Origin of the sequence: Microbacterium marmarense, from assembly GCF_037204165.1 — a bacterium.
Lineage (GTDB): Bacteria > Actinomycetota > Actinomycetes > Actinomycetales > Microbacteriaceae > Microbacterium > Microbacterium marmarense.
Window position 1 is genome coordinate 272,285 of sequence record NZ_JBBDGL010000003.1, and the last position, 22,866, is coordinate 295,150.

A 22,866-nucleotide genomic window follows, 5' to 3' on the forward strand; every position below is an offset into this window, starting at 1 on the left:
ACTCAGCCGCGTGCCGCTAGAGCTCGTCGTCGTTCATGACGGCCTCGACTGTTTGAGCCACCACGGCAGGGTCGGCTGAATCGACTTGCGACGCAGCGCGGGCGGCGGCGATTGCGCGCTTGCCGGCAGGGAGCCATATCGCCGCGCCGACCACGATGAAGGTGATGATCCCCGAAGCGACTAGCAGCGTTTCGATCGACACAACGTCTGCGAGCGGGCCGAACACGACCATTCCGAGGGGCATGGCAACGGCCATCACGATGCCCAAGAATCCGAAGACGCGACCTTGGCGCTCGGGCTCGACAGTTTCTTGCAGCAGCGTCATCGACGGAGTTGCAAAGAACGGCACGGCGAGTCCTACCAAGAACATGAATGCGAAGAACACCCAGATATTGGGGGACAGGCCCAGCCCGATGGCGAGGATGCCGAAGACCAGCGAAGAACCAACGATGAGGCCGATGCGACTGCGTTTGGCGAAGAATGACGCTACCAGGATTCCGCCCAGCATCATGCCCACGCTGAAAGCGACTTCGAGCACGGCAAGGTTGATGACATCTTGCTCCTCGCCTGCCGGGAACGAGCGCACGAGCATGAGGGGGGTGAGGTTGGACGGCGCCACGGTGAGCACAAAGATGATCGCGAACAGCACCAGCACCCAGCGGACGAACGCGTGGTGAGCGACGTAGCGAACGCCGTCGGCGAGATCTGCGAAGTAACCGGTGTGCGTGTCGGCGGCTCGACGAATGGTGGGCACTGGGATGAACGCCAGAATCCCCACACCGATCACGGCGGTGGCGACATCGACGAAGAAGATCGGTATGAGCGATGCTGCGGAGCCGCCTGCTTCAGCTGAAGCCCAGGCATAGATCGCGCCCGCCGCTGCCGGCGCTAGCAATGTCATGGCGCTCTGGATCGAACCATTGATGCCGTTCACCCGAATGAGGTTGCGTTTCGGAGCGATCTGGGGGATCAACGCCGAGACGGCGGGCATTTGGATACCGGCACCAGCCGAGCGGATCGCGAGTGCAGCGTAGATGAGCCACACGTCGTCGTACCCGGTCATCATGATGAGGGCGAGCGCAAGGGTCGTCAGCGCGATGGCCGAATCGGCACCCATGATCAGGAACTTGCGATTGTGTCGGTCAGCCCATACGCCGCCGAAGATCGATACGACGGCCTGCGGGAGAAAGCCGAACACCGCGGCGAGCATCATGATCCACCCCGACTGGTAGGTGATCGTCAGGTACCAAAACACCGCGAACTGCACGACCATCGAACCGAACAGGCTGACTGTCTGCCCGCTCAGGAACAGAACGACCTTTTTGAGCCAGTGGGGTGGATCGTGTTCCGCGCTCACGCCGTGGCTGGCGGCGGGGTCGGGCGAGGCTTCGTCTCTTGGGCCGTCGACCATGACTTCTCCTCGCTCAGGGATCAGAGCGCACGGCTGCCTGCCAGCGACACGCGTGAGATCGCGACGCTGACATTATCACGGCGTTCAGACACCGCTGGCTGAGGGAATCAGCTCAGCTTGCCGAAGAGTTTTCGTACACTCTTCGCAACCGCAGCGACGCGCTCATTCGCGGCATCCTGCGAGTCGGCACGCACGTCGAGGTAGGCCTTCAGCTTGGGCTCGGTGCCACTCGGGCGCACAATCACTCTTGATCCATCATCGAGCCAGAATCGCAATACGTCGCCCCTGGGGAGCGAGTCCACTCCGGTGAGCAGATCATCGACTCGAACCACTCCGGTTCCAGCGATTTTGCTTGGATGCTCGGCGCGCAGGGCCGACATGATGCGAGCGATCGTCGACACGTCGTCGACGCGGATTGACACTTGGTCGCTGGCGAACCACCCGAAAGTCTCGCCAAACTCGGTGAGAAGATCAGCAACACTCCTGCCTTCGCCGCGAGCCTCGGCGGCCATGCCCAGCATTGCCACCGCCGCCGAGATGCCGTCCTTGTCACGCACAGTGCCGGGATTCACGAGGTAGCCGAGTGCCTCTTCGTAGCCGTAGATCATGCCCGGAGCGCGCGAGATCCATTTGAAGCCGGTCAGCGTCGTGTGAAAGTCGAGTTGGTAGTGCTCGGCTACAGCGCCGAGGGCCGGTGAAGAGACAAGCGAACATGCCAGCGACTCGCCCTCGGCACCGCTTGCACGCTTGGCGGCGCGCCAGCCGAGCAGCAGCCCGATCTCGTTGCCGCTGAGACGTCGCCAACGGCTCTGAGCGGTCGGATCGGGAATGGCCACCGCGAGCCGATCGGCGTCGGGGTCGTTCGCGATAATGAGTTCGGCCTCTGAGTCGCGCGCCGCTTCGAACGCAAGATCCATCGCGCCGGGCTCCTCAGGGTTCGGGAACGCCACGGTAGGAAAGGTGCCGTCTGGCTCGAGCTGGGCCGGAACAGGAGTAGGGGCGGGGTAGCCAGCGGCATCGAGAACCCGAGAGAGCGTCTCCCACCCGACGCCATGCATAGCGGTGTACACCCAGCGCATCCCCTCGGCGCTGGGAGGGGCGGTTGCGACCGTTGCCGTCGCAGCAACGTAGGCGTCGATGAGTGACTCTGGCGCGGTCTCGATCGCGAGAGAGCGAGGGAGATCTCCTACGGCAGTGGTGTCGGCAACTCGCTGGATATGGGCAGCGATCTCAGCATCCGCTGGCGCCACGATCTGAGACCCGTCACTTTCGCCGCCCAGATACACCTTGTACCCGTTGTCATTCGGCGGGTTGTGACTTGCAGTCACCATTACTCCCGCGGCAGCGCCCACCGCGCGCACCGCGAAGGCGAGCACCGGAGTGGGAAGCATGCGCGGCAGCAGCATCACGCGCAGGCCCGCGCCCGCGAAGATCTCTGCAGAATCTCGCGCGAACACATCGGAGTTGCGGCGTCCGTCGTAGCCGATCACAACCATGGGCGCCAGGGCGGCATCAGCATCCGTCCCCGCCTTTTCGAGGATGTACGCGGCCAGGCCCGCGGCGGCTTGGCTGACAAGCACACGGTTCATGCGGTTGCTGCCAGCGCCGAGTTCTCCGCGCAGTCCTGCGGTGCCGAATGCCAGCCGCCCATCAAAACGATCGGCAAGGTCAGCGGTGGCAGTGGCATCGCCGGACTCGACGGCGGAGATGATGCCTCGCAGTTCTGCGCGAGTCTCGCCGTCAGGGTCTTGCGCGAGCCAGGCAGCTGCGCGTTCGAGAAGTTCCGGGCCGTCGATGCTCGTCGGTTCGCCAGCCCCCGAGTCGCTCACAGCGCACCGATCACACGTGCGAGCAACGACGAGATAACGGGTTCTGCTTCACGGCCCGCATCGATGACTTCCTGATGGCTGAGTGGAGTCGTCTGGATGCCTGCGGCCATATTCGTGATCAGCGAGAACCCGAGAATCTCCATGCCGGCCTGTCGCGCCGCGATGGCTTCGAGTGCGGTTGACATGCCGACGATGTGGCCGCCGATCGTCTTAGCCATGCGCACTTCTGCAGGCGTCTCGTACTGCGGTCCGCGGAACTGGCAGTACACGCCTTCGTCGAGGCTCGCGTCGACGGTGCGTGCGAGGTCGCGTAGCCGAGTCGAATAAAGGTCGGTCAAGTCGATGAAGGTGGCGCCCTCAAGGGGAGAGTCGCCGGTGAGGTTGATGTGGTCGCTGATGAGAACCGGCTGACCGGGATTCCACGCGGGTTTGATTCCGCCAGCGCCGTTGGTCAGCACCATGGTGCGCGCGCCGGTTGCGGCCGCGGTGCGGACGCTGTGAACGACCCGGCGGACGCCGTGGCCTTCGTAATAGTGGGTGCGGGCGCCGATGACGAGCACGTGCTTGCCCTTGGGCGTCGTGACGCTGCGCAGGGTGCCGGCGTGGCCGGCAAGTGCGGGTGCGCTGAAGCCCGTCACCTCGGTGGCTGGGAACATCGCATTGGTCTCGCCGATGAGATCGGCGGCTTTCCCCCATCCACTGCCTAGGGTGAGCGCAATGTCGTGGCGCTCGATGCCGGTGAGGCGCGCGATGTCACTCGCCGCCGTCGCAGCAACCTCAAAAGGGTCGGTGTGAGGGTCGTCGAGCGGGTGGCTGAGGATGTCGGACATGCCCCCACTTTAGGAACTGTGAGCGGCCTAGGCCAGCACGACGCGCAATTGGGTGGGCATGCTGGTTCACGAGCCCTGCCCGACGGGGGAGAATAGGGGGCATGTCTTTGAGCTTCGAGCGCACACAGAGCGTCGCGATCATCGGTGGCGGCCCCGGCGGCTACGAAGCAGCACTCGCTGCTGCTCAACTGGGAGCCGAGGTGACGATTGTCGAACGGGCGGGCATCGGCGGGTCTGCGGTGATCACCGATGTGGTGCCGTCGAAGACATTGATTGCAACAGCCGATGCGATGGCATCCATCATGGGTGCCGGTGACCTCGGCGTGCAGCTGTTCGCGAAGGGCAGCGACGGCAGGCCGCTCAAGCCTGAGATTGCGATCAACCTCTCCGCGGTCAACAAGCGACTGCTCTCACTTGCTCGTCAGCAATCCGACGACATGCGGGCATCGCTCGCTGAGGCGGGTGTGCGCATCGTGTCGGGCTACGGGCGCATCGAAGACGACAACGCGGTAGTCGTTTCGACCGAGCGCGGCGGAACTGATTTCGACCGGATCGAAGCTGACACGCTCGTCGTTTCTGTGGGCGCGTCGCCGCGCGAGCTAGAGAGCGCAATGCCTGACGGTGAACGGATCCTCACCTGGACTCAGCTGTATGACATGAAATCCGTTCCTGAGCATCTCATCGTCGTCGGCTCCGGCGTGACCGGCGCTGAGTTTGCCGGGGCATACATGAACCTCGGTTCGAAAGTGACGTTGGTATCGAGCCGTGACCAGGTTCTGCCGGGAGAAGACAAGGACGCAGCGGCGGTCATCGAGCGAGTGTTCAAGCGCGGCGGCATGACGCTGCTGTCGAAGTCGAGGGCAGACAAGGTCGAGCGGCAGGGCGATGGTGTTTTGGTCACGCTCAGCGACGGCCGTCAGATCGAAGGCAGTCACTGTCTGATGGCAGTCGGCTCGATCCCGAACACCGCGGGCATCGGGCTCGAAGAAGCGGGCGTTCAGATGACTTCCTCAGGTCACATCCAAGTCAACCGCGTTGCACGCACCTCGGTGCCCAACATTTACGCCGCCGGTGACTGCACGACTTTCGTACCCCTCGCTTCGGTCGCCTCGATGCAGGGGCGCACAGCGGTGTTTCACGCCCTCGGCGACGTCGTGATCCCGCTGGAGCGGCGACGGATCACCTCAAACATCTTCACCGCGCCAGAGATTGCCACTGTCGGCTGGCAAGAGAAAGACATCGAAGACGGTCTGATCAATGCCGTCGTGCACAAGCTTCCTCTCGCGGCGAATCCGCGCGCGAAGATGATGGGCATCAAAGATGGCTTCGTCAAGCTGATTGCTCGCCAGGGCAGTGGCAGCGTGGTCGGCGGGGTCATCGTCGGCCCGCGCGCATCAGAGATGATCTATCCGGTCGCTATTGCCGTTGAACGGCGTCTGACCGTCGATCAAATGTCGAGGGTCTTCGCCGTCTACCCATCGCTTTCGGGCAGCATCACCGACGCCGCCCGTGCCATGCACGTGGTGGATCACGCGATATACGGACCGTGAGTGCGGCGGCGGACCGCCGCGACGCGTTGCGCGGTCAGCTGATCGTGAGCAGTTGGTGTCCTGCTGCCACCGTGGTGCCAGCAGCCGCGTTGATGGCGCCGATGACACCGTCTTTGTGCGCTTGAATCGGCTGTTCCATCTTCATCGCCTCAAGGACGATGACAAGATCTCCCTTGACAACCTGTTGGCCGTCTTGAACGGCGATCTTGACGATGGTCGCCTGCATCGGAGACTTCACGGCGTCGCCGGACGCGCCAGCGGTGGCAGACTTCTCGTGTGATCGCCGCGAGGGCGGCACCGCAACCGGGCGGCCTGGCGCTGCGCTCGCCGTCGCGACGCGATCAGGCAGGCTGACCTCTAGCCGCTTACCCGACACCTCCACCACAACCGTGTGCCGTGCTTCGGCGGGTTGGGGGGCCTCGAGCTCGCCGTCCCAAGCCGGAATGTCATTGACGAACTCTGTTTCGATCCAACGGGTGAACACACCGAACTGGCCAGCTTCTGCCGTGAAAGCGGGGTCGCGGACGACCTTGCGGTGAAACGGCAAGACCGTCGGCATGCCGGCCACTTCGAACTCGTCCAGTGCTCGACGTGAGCGTTCCAGCGCTTCGGCGCGGGTGCGTCCGGTGACGATGATCTTGCCGAGCAGTGAGTCGAACGCGCCGCTGACAGAATCGCCTGCGGTCACTCCTGAGTCAAGACGAATGCCGGGCCCACCGAATGTCTTGAATACATGGATGGGACCGGGCTGGGGAAGGAACCCTCGGCCGGCGTCTTCGCCGTTGATGCGGAACTCGATGGAGTGTCCCTCAGCGACTGGATCGCCGTAGCCGATCTCTTCGCCCTCGGCAATGCGGAACTGCTCGCGTACGAGGTCGATGCCGGTGACCTCTTCAGAGACAGGGTGCTCCACCTGAAGTCGCGTGTTGACCTCTAGGAATGAGACGGTGCCGTCGGCGCCGATGAGGAACTCGCACGTGCCAGCGCCCACGTAGCCGACCTCGCGCAGGATCGCCTTTGACGATTCGTAAAGCAGGGTGTTCTGTTCGTCGGTGAGGAAGGGGGCTGGCGCCTCTTCCACCAGCTTCTGGTGGCGACGCTGCAGCGAGCAGTCGCGCGTCGAGATCACGACGACGTTGCCAGCGGCATCTGCGAGGCACTGGGTTTCAACATGGCGGGGCTTGTCGAGATATTTCTCGACGAAGCACTCGCCGCGTCCAAAGGCGGTGATCGCCTCACGGGTTGCGGACTCGAACAGTTCGGGCACTTCTTCGATTTTGCGGGCAACCTTGAGGCCGCGACCGCCACCGCCATACGCGGCCTTGATCGCGATTGGAAGACCATGTTCGGCGACGAAATCCAGTACTTCGGATGCATCGGCGACAGGCCCGGGAGTGCCGGGCGCGAGCGGGGCACCCACCTTTTCGGCCACGTGGCGGGCAGTGACCTTGTCGCCGAGTGATTCGATCGCCTCGGGGGAGGGCCCGATCCACACCAGGCCAGCGGCGATCACCGCGCGGGCGAAGTCGGCGTTCTCAGCCAGAAAGCCGTAGCCAGGGTGAATGGCGTCTGCGCCAGAGCGCCGAGCGACCGAGAGGATCTTCTCTACCGAAAGGTAGGTTTCGGCGCTGGTGCTGCCGTCAAGTGCATATGCTTCGTCCGCGAGGCGGGCGTGCATGGCGTCGCGATCCTGATCGGCGTAGACGGCGACCGAGGATTTGCCCGCGTCGCGGGCGGCACGGATGACACGGACGGCGATCTCGCCGCGGTTTGCGATGAGCACCTTGGCGATCTGAGGCATGATTGCCAGCCTACCGAGGGTATGCCGTTCGTTTTTCACTGGTTCGTACAAGAAGCGGCAGATAACCTTTGCGGGTAGCTACAACTCGGCGTGTCCCTGGCGCACCGAAGGGTCAACGGTGTGCCAGAGGTCAGTCCACGACACTCCCAGCTCGCGCACGAGCGCTCGAAGGGTCGAAACCGACATGCCGACGACCGTCGAGGGGTCACCCGCGATGTGAGTGATGAACGCGCCGCCCAGACTGTCCACCGTGAACGCTCCAGCGACCTGGAGTGGCTCTCCGGTCGCGACGTAGGCGTCGATCTCGTCGTCGCTCACATCCGAGGCGAACGTGACAGCGGCTTCGGCGACCGCGTGTACTTCGTGTGGTGCCGAGTCTGGTGTGATGCGCACGACGGCGTGGCCGGAGTGCAACACGCCGGTCTGCCCCCGCATGGCAAGCCAGCGTTCGCGTGCGCGAGCAGCAAGGTGCGGTTTTCCGAGTACCTCGCCGTTCAACTCGAACATTGAGTCACCCCCGATCACAATGCCGTCGAAGTCGGGAATGTCGTCGGCCAGACGAGCGGCAACATCGGCTGCTTTGCGTCGAGCGAGAAGCAAGACGTGCTCGTCGGGGGCAAGAATGCGGCTTTCGCTCGCTTCGACCGCGGCGATCACGGCTTCTTCGTCGACGTCGGGAGCCACGGTCAGCGGTCGAATGCCGAACTGCTGCAACAGCATCAGGCGAGCAGGCGAGGTGGAAGCAAGGCATACACGCATGTGACCCACCGTAGGCTCTAGTCGTGACTGAATCGACAAAGAACGCTGGCGACCTTATCGACCTTGATGTGTCGGGCGTCGCCCACGGCGGCGTTTTCGTCGCCCGCCATGAGGGGCGAGTTATCTTCGTTCCCGACGCTCTTCCCGGCGAAAGGATTCGTGCGCGACTTGTCGACACCCGCAAGAAGTCGTTCTGGCGGGCAGAAGCGCTTGAAGTCTTGGATGCTTCGCCGCACCGCCAGTCGCACGTGTGGCGCCAGGCAGACATCGAGTTCGCCCCCGAGCAGCGCCCGGGTGGCGCTGATTTCGGTCATATTGAGCTCGCTCATCAGCGCGAGTTGAAGCTCGAGGTGCTCACCGATTCTCTGAAGCGTTTCGGGGGGCTCGACGTGCCAGCGTCGATTGTTCCCGCTACCCCCATTCTCGATGGCGACGGTGTCGTGCGCGACGAAGAAACACCCGATGGCACTCGGTGGCGCACTCGCGTGAGCCTGCATGTCGACGCTGACGGGCGCGTAGGGCCGTACGCGGCGCGCACCCACAGCGTTGTGCACGTCGATTCATACCCCCTCGCCACCGAAGCGATCGAGCAAGCGGCCAAAGAACTGTCGGATGGCGCACCGGGTCGCATCGATCTGGTTCAGGCCGCAGACGGGCGGGTGCGCGTTGTGGCACGCCCCGATGAGCGAGCGCCCCGCCCCCGTTCCGGAGCCAACGCACGCGCCGTGCGCGAAGTCGTCGTCGAGAGCGTCAACGGCAAGGACTTCAAAGTCGACGCGGTCGGGTTCTGGCAAGTGCACCGTCTGGCGGCGCACTCGCTGACATTGGCGTTGCAGAACGCCCTGCGTAGCATCCAGCCCGAAGGCGCAGCCATAGACCCTGACGCGCATCACTTGGACCTTTACGGCGGCGTGGGACTGTTTGCCGCGACCCTCGCAGCTCTCGGCGGAAAGTCAACTCGGGTGACCACGGTTGAATCCAGCGCGCGTGCCACTGAACATGCCGCTGCGAACCTCTCGGGACTCTCTCGCGCGCGCGCCGAAACCGGCCGGGTGGATCGCTGGCTCAAAGCCCTTCAGGCCAGCGCCACCGCCGCCGACCGCGAGCAGCTCTCGCGGGGCGTCGTGGTGCTCGATCCGCCGCGTGCGGGTGCCGGACGCGAAGTCGTGCAGCGAGTGGCCGACCTTTCGCCGACAGCAATCGTCTATGTTGCGTGCGATCCAGTGGCACTCTCTCGTGATCTCGCCACCTTCCGTGAAGCGGGCTACGAGACCCCGCGCGTCGACGCGCTCGACCTGTTTCCGAACTCGCACCACGTCGAGGCGATTGCCACGCTCACGCGCACTGCCGCGCCTCGATAGAGTGACCGCATGACACGCGTTGCACTCATCGACGATCACGAGTCCGTGCGACTCGGGCTTGAAGCCGCCTGCGCGCGCGGTGGTACCGAGCGCGTCGTGTTCTCGGGCAGCTCTGTGCCCGAGTATTTGCGCTGGTGCGAGAGCCACACCGCCCTACCCGCCGACGTGGTGGTATTGGATCTCACCCTGGGCGACGGCACGACGGTGACCGAGAATGTGCGCCAACTTGTCGGCGACGGGTCTCACGTCATCATCCACAGCGTGGCGGATCGCCCTGCCGCAGTTCGCGAGGCGCTGTCCGCGGGCGCCGCGGGCATTGTCAGCAAGTCGTCGCCCATTGATGACGTCACTGCGGCGATTCGCGCAGTCGCCCTGGGTGAGCTTCTCCACAACGTGGAATGGGCAAGCGCGATCGAAGGTGACATCGATTTTGCTGACGCTCAACTCTCAGCGCGCGAACGTGATGTGCTGCGCCTCTACGCCGCCGGGTTGCCGTTGAAAGCAGTGGCCGATCGTCTGGGGATCGCCTACTCGACGGCGAAAGAGAACATCACGAGAGTGCGGGTTAAATATGTCGAAGTGGGTCGCCCCGCACCGACGAAAGTCGACCTGCTGCGTCGCGCGATGGAAGACGGAATACTGATGGATTCTGAGGCCGCGAGTGGCCGCTGACACTTCATCATCGATGCTGGACGGCGCGTGGGAGCAGATTCCCTCGACACGCGAAGCGACGCAGGGTATCGGGTCGTTCACACGCACCCGCGTGGAGCGAATCATCACGTTCGCCGCCGGTCTTGGGTCGCTCGTACTGGGTTTGCAGTCGTTTCTGTTCGCGATCGATTCGACAGATCAGCTTCCCCAGTGGCATTTGCCCTTGATGCTGCTGGCATTCGTCCCGCTCGCGGTGCTGATTCTCACCTGTTTGATCGGCCGAGGCATGCGGGCCGGTGGCGCCCTGTTCGCGGTGGCCTACGTCGTGCTGCTGGCTCTGTGGCCGGTAGCGACTGACGGTATCGTGCCACCGCCAACGGTGCAGCCGTGGATCTGGTTTCTTGTGAACGTTGCGACGCTGGCCGCGGTGATCGCCTTTCCGCTCCCACTACAGATCGTCTGGACGATTCTGGTGCCGCTGATGTTCGGCGTAGTGCGCGTGATCGAGGGCGAGTTCTCGCGCGAGAATTTCTTCGCCACCAGCCTTGACGTATCGTTCGCACTCATTCTTGGCGGGGTGCTGCTCGCACTCGGATGGTTGTTTCGCTCCATGGCCGCGAATGTCGATGAGACGCGGGCGCGCGCCGTGTCGTCATACGCGGATGCTGCGGCGACCGAAGCCGTCGAGCAAGAGCGAGCCGAGCTCGCCGCCCTCATGCACGACAGCGTGCTTGCGGCATTGATCGCCGCTGAGCGCGCACACACGCCCCGCGAGCAGACGCTTTCAGCGGGTATGGCGCGCGACGCCCTCACGCGCTTGGCGAACACCGAGCAGGATCCCCGCGAAGGAAGCGACGCGCCCGGAGATGCCGCGACGATCGCGCACGATCTCGAAGCTGCTGTGAGCGATCTTGGCGCTAATGTACCGGTGACCCTCATTGCCGCCGAGAACCCCGAGCCGGTGCCTGGCCGCATCTGCCGAGCGCTCACTCTCGCCGCCACTCAGGGCATCGCCAACGCTCTGCAGCATGCTGACGGAGTAGGTCTGGCGGTGAGCGTGCAAGACCGCAAGGGCGAGATGCAGATATCGGTGCATGACAACGGCGGTGGCTTTGATCTTGACAACGTCGCCAATGATCGATTGGGGATCAAGGCCTCGATCATCGCGAGGGTGGCCGCGGTCGGCGGTCGCGCGGACATCCATTCGACCGAGGAAGGAACTTCGGTTCTCATCACCTGGCGGAGGGGCGTCGCATGATCAGCGTGCGCAATGTGCTCACGACGCTCGGGCTGGCGTTCACCGTGTATCTGGCTGTGCGCGGAATGTGGTGGACGTCGACACCTGCCGAGCCGATTCTCGCGATCGCCGTGTTGGCGTTCTACCTCGCGACAGCGTTGCTCTGTATTCTGTGGATGCCTCGCTCGTCGAGCAAGCTCTCGCGCTCAGGTCGATCGATTCCTCCGAACCGGCTTCCGCTGCTGGCAAGGGTGCTTGCGCTGACCTGCGCGGGAGTGGTTCCGACTGCCGTGGCGGTGGCAGCGGGGCCTGACTTGGTGACAGCATCTTTCGCGACCTGGTACCTCGGTGGCATTGGTGCGCTGATGACGGTCGTGATGTCTCGGCACAGCCCATGGGTTGCTTGGTTCGGGATTGCGTTGCTTGCGGCAGGATCCATTGCTTGGATGGGCGCGCCAGCGGCGCTGGGCCTGGGTCTGGTCGGCTCGATCGTCTGGGTTGCTGTCGCGCAGCTTCTCGTGCGTTCCCTGGACCGTGCCGCCCGTGACACTGATCGGCTCGCTCAGTTGCAGCGTGCAGCGTCAGCGTGGCAGACCTCGCACCTCGTGCGGCAGCGCGAGCGACGTGTGCAGGTGCAGCGGGCTCTCGCCGTTGCGGGCCCGGTGTTGGGTCGCACGGTGAAGACCGGCGGAGATCTCAGCGAGGAAGAGCGCGTGGAAGCTCGTGTGGCAGAGGGCCGGCTGCGCGATGAAATGCGCGGTCCGCGACTGATCGATGACGCTGTGCAGCAGGAGCTTGAGCGCGCACGGCGCCGAGGCGCGACCGTGACTGTGCTTGACGAGGGTGGTCTCGACGCACTTGACGAGACCGCACTGCAGGCGATTCGAGCGCAGCTCGCGACGATCCTGCACACATCGACATCTGATCGGCTGTACGTGCGCACCTCTCGAAACGCAACGGTTGCCGTGACGGTGGTGGGCCGTTCCGCGTCTGATCAAGGCCCGAGCGACGAAGACGCTGTCGACCTCTGGCACGAGATTCTGCACGCTGACGCCACGCGTTAGAAGAGCAACGAGCTAGAGAGAAAGATGAGGGGCGGCGAAGCCGCCCGCCCCTCATCTTGAGAGCAGACAGTTACCCGAAAACCGTCCGCAAGGGCCGAACCTGGGCTTCACGCAGTGCGGTGAAGCAGGTCGGCCGAACGCAGAAGCGTTCCAGCAGTTCAAGTATGACCCGGCCGCTGGGTATTTGTATGTAGGTACTTTGGGGGACAAATCGGTCCGATTTCGACCGATTCGGCGACTTCAGCCCCGCGCCCACCCCCACTCGCGGCGCAACGGCTCTCGCAGGCCACGCTGAGAGAGCGACCAGGCGCTGCGGGCGGGCTCGACTTCGACGACTGCTGCCGCGGCTTCCGAAGTGTACGCCTCGCTCACGACGGCCATCAGCGCTGCAAGCTCAGCGTCATTCGGCGTGCCTCGAAGAATGTCGATCGTGAGACCGGTCTCGGCTGCGGCTTCGTGCTCGGTCACAGCGGAATGTTCCCGTGCTTCTTGGGGGGAAGGCTCGCGCGCTTGCCGCGAAGGGAGCGCAGCGCCTTAGCGACTGACACGCGAGTCTGCGCGGGTTCGATGATCCCATCGAGCTCGCCACGCTCGGCTGCCAAGAACGGGGATGCGACGTTGTACGTGTACTCGTTCGCAAGGCGGGTGCGCACTGCCGCGACGTCTTCACCGGCTTCTTCGGCCTTTTTGATCTCGCCGCGGTACAGAATGTTCACCGCGCCTTGCCCGCCCATGACTGCGATCTCGGCGGTGGGCCACGCCAGGTTGATGTCTGCGCCCAACTGCTTTGATCCCATGACGATGTAGGCGCCGCCGTATGCTTTGCGCAGAATCACCGTGACGAGGGGCACTGTTGCTTCCGCGTACGCGTAGAGCAGCTTTGCGCCGCGGCGAATCACGCCGGTCCATTCCTGATCGGTGCCGGGAAGGTAGCCGGGCACGTCGACGAGCGTGACGATGGGAATAGAGAACGCGTCACAGAACCTGACGAAGCGGCTTGCCTTCTCGCCCGCCTCGATATTGAGGGTGCCCGCCATCTGCGACGGCTGGTTGGCGATGATTCCAACCGAACGACCTTCGACGCGGCCGAACCCGATCACGATGTTGGGCGCGAACAGCGGCTGCACCTCAAGGAAATCTTCGGCGTCGACAATCCCGCGAATGACCGTGTGAATGTCGTAGGGCTGATTGGCAGAGTCGGGAATGATTGAGTTCAGTGCGCGATCAGCATCCGTCGTTTCGAACTCGAAACCGTTCTCATAGACGGGCAGCTCAGCCATGTTGTTGTCGGGAAGGAACCCGAGCATGGTGCGCACGTAGTCGATTGCATCGTCTTCGTCATCGGCAAGGTAGTGCGCAACGCCCGAGCGGGTGTTGTGGGTGTAAGCCCCGCCGAGCTCTTCCATGCCGACGTCTTCGCCGGTGACGGTTTTGATGACGTCGGGTCCGGTCACGAACATCTGGCTCGTCTTGTCGACCATGATGACGAAGTCGGTGAGTGCGGGTGAATACACGGCGCCGCCCGCGGCAGGGCCCATGATGATCGAGATCTGCGGGATCACGCCCGAGGCGCGTGTGTTGAGCCGGAAGATCTCGCCGTACTTGCCGAGCGCAACAACGCCCTCTTGAATACGGGCGCCGCCGGAGTCGAGGATTCCGATTATCGGGATGCCGCTGCGCAGCGCGTATTCCATGACCTTGATGATCTTCTCGCCGGCGACCTCGCCGAGCGAACCGCCGAAGGTGGAGAAATCTTGCGAATAGACCGCGACGGTGCGTCCGTGGATCGTGCCGATTCCGGTGACGACCGAGTCGCCATAGGGACGCGAGCGATCCATGCCGAACGCTGTTGTGCGGTGTCGCACGTACTCATCGAGCTCGACAAAGCTGCCGGGATCGACGAGCAGCTCAACCCGCTCGCGCGCGGTGAGCTTGCCTTTGGCGTGCTGCTTGTCGTGTGCCAGCTTCTCGGCGTCTACGACCGCCTCTTGATAGCGAGCGCGGAGGTCGGCGATCTTGCCGGCGGTGGTAAAGAGGTCGGGCTGATCGGTCACGCGTTCCACACTATCGGCGGTGACGCCGGATGACTTGGAGATATTCAACAAGGGCTGGTGCATCCGGCTGTGGGATGGCCTAACCCGCGAGTAGCGTGGGGGCTATGTCAGATGGCGTTTCGTCGTATCCGCGCACTGCCGCGATCAGCCCACGTGTCGAGGTGCTGCCCTTCAGCGCGTCGACCAATGCGGAGTTGGTTTCAGGGGTGATCGCGGCGCCCGGCGAGTGGCCGCACCTCGGCGTGCTGCTGACGACAGATCAGCGCGCCGGTCGCGGCCGGCGGGGTCGGCAATGGTCCGCCCCCGCGGGAACAGCATTGGCGATCTCTACTCTCGTGCGCGTTGCAGACATTCCCGCAGCGGCACGGGGGTGGGTGCCATTGCTTGCTGGCGCCGCGATGGCGAGGGCCGTCGCAGCTCAGCTGCGGGGCAGCACTCATAGCGCGGGACTCAAATGGCCGAACGACGTTCTGGTCGATGGAGCGAAGATCAGTGGCGTTCTGGCTGAAGTCGTTCTCGGCGACCCTGATTCGATCGTGGTGGGGGTCGGAGTGAACACGCTCATGGCGCGTGATGAGCTGCCCGTACCGAGCGCGACCTCTTTCGCCGTGCTTGCAGTCGACTGCGACGACGACGCGCTGGTCGCAGACTACCTGGCTGCATTGGATGGGACTCTAGGCGCACTGGCAGCGGCTGCGGGCGATGCGGGTGCAGCGGGCATCGTGGGGCAGGTCGAGGCGCTTTGCACGACGCTCTCGCGTCAGGTCGCGGTGTCTCTGCCAGACGAATCGGTGTTGCGCGGACGAGCGCAACGGATCGCGTCAGACGGGTGTCTCGTCGTGGTGACGAGCGATGGCGCTGAGACGGCGGTGGCAGCGGGCGACGTCGTGCATGTGCGCTGACGACGTGGTGCACGAGCGCTGACGACCGGTTTCTGCTCGGGCGCGTTCGGGCGTGGCATCGGGCGGTGTCGCCGGGGGACGCCACAATGGGAGCATGACGCAACCGGTGAGCTACGGCGGACGGCCCTACCTTCCTGCCCCTGGCGCGCCTGCGACCGCTGAGATGCGCATTGCGAAAATGCGCTCACATGCCCGGCGACTCTTCTGGTCTGCTCTCGTGCTCATCGCGGTAGCGGGGGCCTGCGGCTACTTCTACTCGAATCTTCCAGCCGGTCTAGAAGACTGGATGCTGTTCGCTGCTGCGGGCACGGTGGTGTTCTTCTTCGTTCTGGTGCCATTTCTTCACTGGCGATCGCGGCTGTACACCGTCACCACTCAACGGGTTCTTGAGCGCTCCGGGATGCTGCGCCGTCGCCGCCGCGAGTTGTCTCACGTGCGCGGCTACACGATCCAAATGAAGCGGGGACTCATTCAGCGGATGTGGGGGACCGGCACCCTGACGCTGTCAAATGGCGCCGATGCGCCGATGCGGCTGGTCAACGTGCCCAACGTGCTCCTCGTGCACGAGACACTCGTTGATCAGGTGGAAGTCAGCCAGATTCTCGCTCACCGCGATGCACAGTCAGGCCCCAGCGAGCCGCAGATTCCGCCTGTTCCCCCGCTCCCGCCGCTTCCGCCGCAGGGCTGACGCGCCTGCCCGGCGATGTCGTCGGCACGTGTGAGAGAAGATGGAGTCATGTCATTGAAAGTCGGAGTCGTCGGTGGCGGCCAACTCGCCCGAATGATGATCGCGCCTGCCGTTGAACTCGGTATCGAGATCGAGGTGCTCGCCGAGCAGGAGAGCATGTCGGCCTCGCTCGCAGCAACCCAGGTCGGCGACTATCACGATGCCGAAGTCGTGCTGAGCTTTGCACGCGACGTTGACGTCATCACCTTCGATCACGAGCACGTTCCCCAAGACGTGCTCAGCGCGCTTGTCGACGCCGGTGTGGCGGTTCACCCGGGGCCGGCCGCTCTCGGTATCGCCCAAGACAAGCTCGTCATGCGCGCACGACTGGCCGAGCTCGGCATGCCGCAACCTGATTGGGCTGCGGTTTCGGGCACCTCCGAATTGCAGGAGTTTCTCGACGCGCACGGTGGTCGAGCCGTGGTCAAGACGCCGCGTGGTGGCTATGACGGCAAGGGTGTGCGTGTCATCAGCGCGGCGACCGAAGCCGAGGACTGGTTCGCTGCACTCGCCGAAGACGCCCGTGGTGGTGCTTTGCTGGTCGAGGAACTCGTCGATTTCTCGCGCGAACTCGCGCAGCAGGTGGCTCGGCGCCCTTCCGGAGAGATTGCGGTGTATCCCGTGGTCGAAACCGTGCAGCGAGAGGGCGTGTGCGCCGAAGTCATCGCACCGGCGCCGCACGCCAGCGACCGGCTGTCATCGGTGGCGGGTGAGATCGGTCGCGCGATCGCTGAGGGGCTTGGTGTGACGGGGATGCTCGCGGTCGAGCTCTTCGAAACCACGGACGAACGGCTGCTCATCAACGAACTCGCGATGCGACCGCACAATAGCGGGCACTGGTCACAAGACGGCGCCGTGACCGGACAGTTCGAGCAGCACCTGCGGGCGGTGCTCGATCTGCCGCTCGGTGACACCTCGGCCCGTGCCGGCTGGTCAATGATGGTGAACATCCTTGGCGGCCCGCGACGTGACTCACTCGAGAGCAGGTTCGCTGCGGTGATGACTGAACACCCCGCGGCAAAGATCCACACCTACGGCAAAGAGCCGCGGCCCGGTCGCAAGGTCGGTCATGTGACGGTGAGCGGCGACGACCTTGACGACGTCGCGTATCAGGCGCGAGCCGCGGCATCCCACTTCGAAGACTGACTTGTCACGCAGGCAAGCGCGCCGTTGCGGGGTTCTTACAGTCTTGCGACCTACCCTGGACGGGTGACTGTGCCACTGCATGCTTCCGACGCCCCGCTGGTGGGCGTAGTGATGGGTTCTGACTCTGACTGGCGCGTCATGAGCGACGCCAGTCAAGCACTGACAGATTTCGGAATTCCTCACGAAGTCGAGGTGGTTTCGGCTCACCGCACTCCCGACAAGCTGCTCAGCTATGGTCGTGAGGCTCGTGGCCGTGGCCTCAAAGCGATCATCGCGGGCGCAGGTGGCGCTGCTCATCTGCCGGGCATGCTCGCGTCGTTGACGTCGCTGCCCGTGATCGGAGTGCCCGTGCAGCTGTCGACGCTCGACGGGCTCGACTCGCTGCTGAGCATCGTGCAGATGCCAGCGGGTATTCCTGTTGCGACGGTCTCGATCAACGGTGCGAAGAACGCTGGATTGTTGGCGGCGCGCATTCTCGGCGCCTCCGACGAATCGGTTGGCGACGCTGTGGAGGCCTACGCTCGCTCGCTCGAGGGGCAGGTCGAAGAGAAGAACCGGCGGCTCAAGGAGTCGTTGTGAGTGTCGCAAGCCCACCCCGTGAGAGCGTGGGAAGCTCATCGCGTCAGGGGCTGATCCAAGAGCAGCCGATGCGGTATCCCGACTCGTCGGTGCCCGCGGTCATGTCGCGTCGCGGCTGGTGGCTGGTTCTGCTCAACTTCTTGATCCCCGGCTCGGCGCAAGCTCTCGCGGGCAACCGTCGCCTCGGTCGCATCGGCCTCGGCGCAACGCTCGGCATGTGGGTTGCGCTCGTGCTGGTCGCGCTGGTCGCACTGCTGTGGCAGCAGGTGTTTTTGACGCTGGCAACGAACTGGTTCGTGCTGCTGCTCGCGCAGGCTGTCTGCGTTGCCTACGCAATTCTGTGGCTCGTGCTGACGATCGACACGCTGCGGCTCGTGCGCCTCGTGAAGGCAAAAGCCTTCGCGCGTGTCGGCATCGCCGCGCTGGCTGCAGCTCTTCTCGTGCTCTCCAGCGGAGGAGCGGTATATGCAGCCTCGGCAGCGGGCACGGCCCGCGAGACGCTGGGCGCGATCTTCGGCGCGAGTGCCGCCTCGGTGCCCCCATCAGACGGCTACTACAACATCCTGCTACTCGGCGCTGACAGCGGTGAAGGTCGCGACTCGATGAGATTCGACAGCATTTCGGTGGTGTCGGTCAACGCCGAAACTGGGGCAACGACAATCACCGGCATCCCTCGAGATATGCCCGGCTTTCCGTTTGCGGCGGGCCCGATGCAAGATCTGTACCCCGACGGACACACCGGCTACGCGGATTCAAGCTGTGGCTGGGGCAGCGGCATCAACCAGTTGCAGACGGAGGTAGAGGTGTGCCGTGATGGTGACGCGCTTTATCCCGATGCGGCCGCCAGTGGCTCGGCGCCGGGAATCGAGGCGACGAAGGATGCTGCTGAGGGCATTCTCGGCATCGAGATTCCGTACTACGTGTTCATCGACATGCACGGCTTTGCAGCTCTTATCGATGCGCTCGGCGGCGTGACGATCACCGTCGATGAGCGGCTTCCCGAGGGGGGTGGCCCGGCCTATGAAGGTCAGCCCGCCGACGACTGGGCGACTGGCTGGATTGAGGTCGGTGAACAGCACATGGACGGCGAGACGGCGCAGTGGTACGCGCGCTCTCGCTACACGACGAGTGATTTCGACCGGATGGAACGTCAGCGCGAACTGCAGGCGGCGATGCTTGCTCAGTTCACCCCGCAGACCGTGCTGACTCGTTTCCAGGAGGTCGCTGAAGCTGGCGCCGACATCGTCGAGACCGACCTGCCTCAGTCACTTATTCCCACGCTGGCCGATCTTGCCCTCAAAGCGCAGGACCAGCCGATCAACACGATCGAGTTGACGCCCGAGGGCGGCGTTGACGAGTACGCCCCGGACTTCGATTACATTCACGAATTGGTGAATTCGGCGTTGCACCCGCCGACACCGTCACCGGAGGGCTGATCAGATGGTCGCCACATTGCGGGTAATGCTCGACCAGGTCGTCGCGCCCACAGACCCCATTCTCGGGGAAGCATCGCGAGAGTTGGCGGCAGCGCTCGTGCGGCGTGCCCCTGAGGGCTGCGTCGTTGAAGCGATAGCTCCAGCGGGCGGAAGCGGTGAGCTCGAAGACGTGTCGGGACTTGTCGGAGTGCAACGCACCGCACTTGCGCGACGCGAGCTCGCAGCGGCGCTGCAGCTGGGTGTCGGCACGGGGATTGGGGGTGGCATGATCCACTCGCCGACCCTTTTCGCGCCGTTGGTGCGCCACAGTCGCACTCACGACAACGATCAAACGGTCGTCACACTGTGGGATCTGGGCCCCTGGGAGTCACCCGATGAGTATTCACGCAACACGGTTGCGTGGCACAAAGCCATGTTGAAACGGGCTGTGAAGCACGCTGACGCCGTCGTTGTGCCCACTCATGCGATTGCAGACCGGCTGGCAAGCATCGCGAAGCTCGGCAAACGCATTCGGGTGATTTCTGGCGCGGCGCCGCAGAACTACCGGGTGCCGTCCGACGAGATCGGACGGCGGCGTGTTCTGAGTCTGCCCGAAGGGTTTCTCTTGATGTCGGGTGGGCCCGGCGAATCCGCAGCTCTTGACATCGGCTTCGGTGGCATCGCTGCGTCTGGAATCGATCTTCCCGTCGTGGTTCTCGATGTGGCTGACGGCGCTGAACCGGCGATCGCGGATCTCGCCTCGGCTGCGGGGGTGCCTGAGCACCGACTGCATGTGCGCGGTTCGCTCGATGTGGCCGACCGGGCTGCCGTCTTTGGGGGAGCGCTGGCGTTCGTTGCGCCTTCCCGCAGAACGGCCTTTCCCTGGCGAGTGGTTGAAGCGCTCGCGCTCGGTGTGCCGCTGGTGGCCGTCGAGTCACCGGTGCTCAGCGAAGTCGTTGCCGACGGCGGCATCATCATCTCGGGTGCGGATGCACCGACGCTTCGCGATGGTCTGGGCGAGGCGCTGTCTACCGCCCTGGAATCAACCGCTAGCGCTGACCGACTGGCCGTGATGGCGGCCGACCGGGGGCGTTCGTTCTCATGGAACGAGGCGGCGGAGAGAGTCTGGCAGTTGCACGCGGAACTGTAGGTTCTTCATTCGGACTGGTGCACGGCTTTCACATCCGCCACAATGGCCACATGCCTACCCTGCTCGAGAGCACTCTCCCCGCGCGCGCGAAAGCTCTCGCCGCCCTCCTCACAAGTGTGCTGATCGCCGCGCTGCTCGTCGTCGCCCCGACGTCAGACGCCGAAGCGGCCGATCTGCCTGGATCGATTCTCGAGGGCGGGTACATCATCAGCGACGCTGCGTTCTTCGACGGCGATTCGATGAACGCTACGCAGATTCAAACTTTTCTGAACAGCAAGGTGAGCAATTGCGCATCGGGCTACACCTGTCTCAAGTCATACAAGGCCGACATCGCAGCCAAGTCGGCGGATAAATACTGCTCAGCGTTGAGCGCGCAGACGGGGGTGAGCGCGGCCACCATCATCAACAAGGTTGCGCTCGCTTGCGGTATCAGTCCCAAGGTATTGCTGGTGATGTTGCAAAAAGAGCAGGGCCTCGTGACGTCGACCGCTCCATCGTCAACAATGTATGGTGCCGCGATGGGGCAGTCCTGCCCCGACACCGCGGCCTGTGATCCGCGCCAAGCGGGCTTCTTCAACCAGATGTATGGCGCTGCCCGCCAGATGCAGGTGTACACACAGAATCCCTCCTGGTACAACTACAAGGCTGGCCAGATCAACACGATTCAGTGGCACCCCAACAGTTCGTGTGGCACTTCGAAGGTGTATATCCAGAATCAGGCCACCGCGAACCTCTACATTTACACGCCCTACCGAGCGAACGTCGCGGCGCTTTCAGCGGGTTGGGGCACTGGTGACACGTGCTCAACCTACGGAAACCGCAACTTCTACAACTACTACGTCGCGTGGTTTGATCCGGGCGCGTCATCGTCGACTGGCGCCCCTGCACAGACACCAGCGTGCCAGCTGCCGCTCACCGCGGACATCTCCAGCCGAACTGGTACCGCGACCGTAAAGATCGACAACCTGAACGTGCGCTCGGCCCCCACGCTCGTTTGCACGACGGGCATCACACAGATCGATAAGGGAGCGACGGTCTCGATCACCGGACAGTATGGCGCCTGGACGCGAGCGACGCTCTCAGGAAAAACCGTATGGATCTCCTCGCAGTACCTCACGCTACCGTCGACGGACACCCCGACCGGCGGCACAGACGCTTGCGCGCAACCGTCGGAGTCGAGCGTCGTGCCAGCAAGCGGGTCAGTGTATGTCACCGTCAGCGCGTTGAACGTGCGCACAGCGCCCACCACCGCTTGCGACACCGGTCGCATACAGCTTGGCCAGGGTGACACCGCGACGCGCACCGGGGAATACGGCGTGTGGTGGCGGATCACGGTGTCGGGAAAGTCCTACTGGGCACACAGCGACTACCTGTCGACCTACGACCCGGTGACCTTCCCCTCGACTAGGATTTCTGGCGAGTCGCGGTACGACACTGCGGTGGCAGTGTCGAAGAAGGCGTATCCGTCCGGCACCGACACGCTCTTCATCGCCAGCGGTGTTGACTACCCAGACGCGCTCGGTGCTGGCGCTGCTGCGGGAGTCACCGATGCTGCTCTGCTGCTCACCGAGCCCGACCAGCTGCGTGATTCGGTTGGAAAAGAAGTTCAGCGCCTTTCCCCAGCGACGATTTACCTGATCGGAGGCGAGGACCGCATCTCTGGGGCACTCGCTCAGGCGATCGCGATCATCGCGCCGACTGCCAAGATTGAGCGGGTCGCTGGTGTCGATCGCTACGAAACCAGTCGCATGATTGCGGGGATGTTCTTCGAATCGGCAACGACCGCGTACGTTGCTACGGGGGCAAACTTCCCGGACTCTGTTGTTGCCGCAGGTCTCGGCGGCGCGTTCAACAGGCCTGTCGTTCTCGTAAACGGCGCGGCCTCATCTGCTGATCCGGTGACGGTCTTGGCTATGAAGGACTGGGGCATCACACGCGTCATTGTTGCGGGAGATGAGAAAGCCGTCAGCACAGGCATCCGCTCGGCAATAGCGAACGCAGGCATCGCGGTCGACAGCAAATACGGCGGAATTGATCGCTATGACACCGGCCGTATGTTGGTCGCAGAGGCGTACCCTCAGGGAGCTTCAGGTGCGTACCTGGCCAGTGGGGAACTGTTCCCTGACGCGCTCACGGGCGCCGTGCTCGCCGCACAGCAGGGATGGCCGTTGCTGACAACACCCAAGACGTGTATTCGATCGTCGACGAAAGACTGGCTCGTGAATGCCAACGTTAGCGGCCTCACCCTTTTGGGAGGGGAGCCAAGCCTGACAAGCGCGGTTGCCTCATCGACGCGCTGCTGAGCCCATGCCAGCCGTCACGGTGGTCGTGGCGGCTCATTTGAGCGAGCTCCGTCAGGACTCAAGTGAGCGCGCTCGGTCTGGACTCAGGCGAGTGCGT

The 22,866-nt window shown here is 63.9% G+C and carries 19 protein-coding genes; 12 read left to right on the forward strand and 7 right to left on the reverse strand.

The genetic code is table 11. From position 1 onward, the window contains the following. Positions 1 to 16: 16 nt before the first annotated feature. The 3 genes from WDU96_RS11540 to WDU96_RS11550 form a co-directional block, all read right to left on the reverse strand. Positions 17 to 1,411: an MFS transporter gene (locus tag WDU96_RS11540; protein WP_337338661.1), complete on the reverse strand. Its 1,395-nt coding sequence runs from the start codon at positions 1,409 to 1,411 to the stop codon at positions 17 to 19. Between the two features lie 107 nt (positions 1,412 to 1,518). After that, positions 1,519 to 3,240 (reverse strand): phospho-sugar mutase, encoded by a 1,722-nt coding sequence (locus tag WDU96_RS11545; RefSeq protein WP_337338662.1) that lies wholly within the window; start codon positions 3,238 to 3,240, stop codon positions 1,519 to 1,521. Further along, the gene (locus tag WDU96_RS11550; RefSeq protein ID WP_337338663.1) at positions 3,237 to 4,070 is read right to left on the reverse strand and encodes a purine-nucleoside phosphorylase; all 834 of its coding nucleotides are present in this window, start codon (positions 4,068 to 4,070) and stop codon (positions 3,237 to 3,239) included. Before WDU96_RS11550 ends, WDU96_RS11545 begins: the two co-directional genes overlap by 4 nt. A 101-nt stretch (positions 4,071 to 4,171) precedes the next feature. Between WDU96_RS11550 and WDU96_RS11555 the strand changes: the two genes are divergently transcribed. Beyond that, positions 4,172 to 5,620 carry an NAD(P)H-quinone dehydrogenase gene (locus tag WDU96_RS11555; RefSeq protein ID WP_337338664.1) on the forward strand — a complete coding sequence of 483 codons (1,449 nt, stop codon included), beginning with the start codon at positions 4,172 to 4,174 and terminating at the stop codon, positions 5,618 to 5,620. A 34-nt stretch (positions 5,621 to 5,654) separates the two neighbouring features. Here the strand turns inward: WDU96_RS11555 and WDU96_RS11560 are convergent, their stop codons facing one another. Beyond that, a complete protein-coding gene (locus WDU96_RS11560) occupies positions 5,655 to 7,421 on the reverse strand; it encodes an acetyl-CoA carboxylase biotin carboxylase subunit (protein ID WP_337338665.1) in 1,767 nt (588 codons plus the stop codon). Between the two features lie 78 nt (positions 7,422 to 7,499). Then, positions 7,500 to 8,180: a Maf family protein gene (locus WDU96_RS11565; protein WP_337338666.1), complete on the reverse strand. Its 681-nt coding sequence runs from the start codon at positions 8,178 to 8,180 to the stop codon at positions 7,500 to 7,502. Positions 8,181 to 8,203: 23 nt separating this feature from the next. Between WDU96_RS11565 and WDU96_RS11570 the strand changes: the two genes are divergently transcribed. From WDU96_RS11570 to WDU96_RS11585, 4 genes are read left to right on the forward strand one after another with little or no spacing between them, the layout of a single operon-like run. After that, complete coding sequence (locus tag WDU96_RS11570; protein WP_337338667.1) at positions 8,204 to 9,541, forward strand: class I SAM-dependent RNA methyltransferase; 1,338 nt, start codon at positions 8,204 to 8,206, stop codon at positions 9,539 to 9,541. A 9-nt stretch (positions 9,542 to 9,550) separates the two neighbouring features. Then, positions 9,551 to 10,213, forward strand: a complete 663-nt coding sequence (locus WDU96_RS11575) for a response regulator transcription factor (RefSeq protein ID WP_337338668.1) — start codon at positions 9,551 to 9,553, stop codon at positions 10,211 to 10,213. Beyond that, complete coding sequence (locus tag WDU96_RS11580) at positions 10,203 to 11,450, forward strand: sensor histidine kinase (protein ID WP_337338669.1); 1,248 nt, start codon at positions 10,203 to 10,205, stop codon at positions 11,448 to 11,450. The genes WDU96_RS11575 and WDU96_RS11580 overlap by 11 nt, the downstream gene beginning before the upstream one ends. Then, positions 11,447 to 12,493, forward strand: coding sequence for a hypothetical protein (locus tag WDU96_RS11585; RefSeq protein ID WP_337338670.1), 1,047 nt, complete (start codon positions 11,447 to 11,449; stop codon positions 12,491 to 12,493). Before WDU96_RS11580 ends, WDU96_RS11585 begins: the two co-directional genes overlap by 4 nt. 240 nt (positions 12,494 to 12,733) lie before the next feature. Here WDU96_RS11585 and WDU96_RS11590 read toward each other — a convergent pair whose 3' ends face one another. Continuing rightward, positions 12,734 to 12,961 (reverse strand): acyl-CoA carboxylase subunit epsilon, encoded by a 228-nt coding sequence (locus WDU96_RS11590; RefSeq protein WP_337338671.1) that lies wholly within the window; start codon positions 12,959 to 12,961, stop codon positions 12,734 to 12,736. Further along, positions 12,958 to 14,547: an acyl-CoA carboxylase subunit beta gene (locus WDU96_RS11595; protein ID WP_337338672.1), complete on the reverse strand. Its 1,590-nt coding sequence runs from the start codon at positions 14,545 to 14,547 to the stop codon at positions 12,958 to 12,960. Before WDU96_RS11595 ends, WDU96_RS11590 begins: the two co-directional genes overlap by 4 nt. Positions 14,548 to 14,651: 104 nt before the next feature. On the opposite strand from WDU96_RS11595, the gene WDU96_RS11600 reads away from it, so the two are divergent. The 7 genes from WDU96_RS11600 to WDU96_RS11630 all read left to right on the forward strand — a co-directional run bounded on the left by WDU96_RS11600 (position 14,652) and on the right by WDU96_RS11630 (position 22,769). Then, positions 14,652 to 15,449: a biotin--[acetyl-CoA-carboxylase] ligase gene (locus WDU96_RS11600; protein WP_337338673.1), complete on the forward strand. Its 798-nt coding sequence runs from the start codon at positions 14,652 to 14,654 to the stop codon at positions 15,447 to 15,449. A 94-nt stretch (positions 15,450 to 15,543) separates the two neighbouring features. Continuing rightward, a complete protein-coding gene (locus tag WDU96_RS11605) occupies positions 15,544 to 16,137 on the forward strand; it encodes a PH domain-containing protein (RefSeq protein ID WP_337338674.1) in 594 nt (197 codons plus the stop codon). A 48-nt stretch (positions 16,138 to 16,185) separates the two neighbouring features. Next, positions 16,186 to 17,322 carry a 5-(carboxyamino)imidazole ribonucleotide synthase gene (locus WDU96_RS11610; protein ID WP_337338675.1) on the forward strand — a complete coding sequence of 379 codons (1,137 nt, stop codon included), beginning with the start codon at positions 16,186 to 16,188 and terminating at the stop codon, positions 17,320 to 17,322. 111 nt (positions 17,323 to 17,433) lie between these two features. Beyond that, entirely contained in the window at positions 17,434 to 17,901 is a 468-nt protein-coding gene (purE, locus tag WDU96_RS11615) for a 5-(carboxyamino)imidazole ribonucleotide mutase (RefSeq protein WP_337338688.1), read from the forward strand. After that, positions 17,898 to 19,337 (forward strand): LCP family protein, encoded by a 1,440-nt coding sequence (locus tag WDU96_RS11620; RefSeq protein ID WP_337338676.1) that lies wholly within the window; start codon positions 17,898 to 17,900, stop codon positions 19,335 to 19,337. The genes purE and WDU96_RS11620 overlap by 4 nt, the downstream gene beginning before the upstream one ends. Positions 19,338 to 19,341: 4 nt before the next feature. Beyond that, positions 19,342 to 20,466 (forward strand): glycosyltransferase, encoded by a 1,125-nt coding sequence (locus tag WDU96_RS11625; RefSeq protein ID WP_337338677.1) that lies wholly within the window; start codon positions 19,342 to 19,344, stop codon positions 20,464 to 20,466. A 50-nt stretch (positions 20,467 to 20,516) separates the two neighbouring features. Further along, positions 20,517 to 22,769, forward strand: a complete 2,253-nt coding sequence (locus tag WDU96_RS11630) for a cell wall-binding repeat-containing protein (protein ID WP_337338678.1) — start codon at positions 20,517 to 20,519, stop codon at positions 22,767 to 22,769. Positions 22,770 to 22,866: the final 97 nt, after the last annotated feature.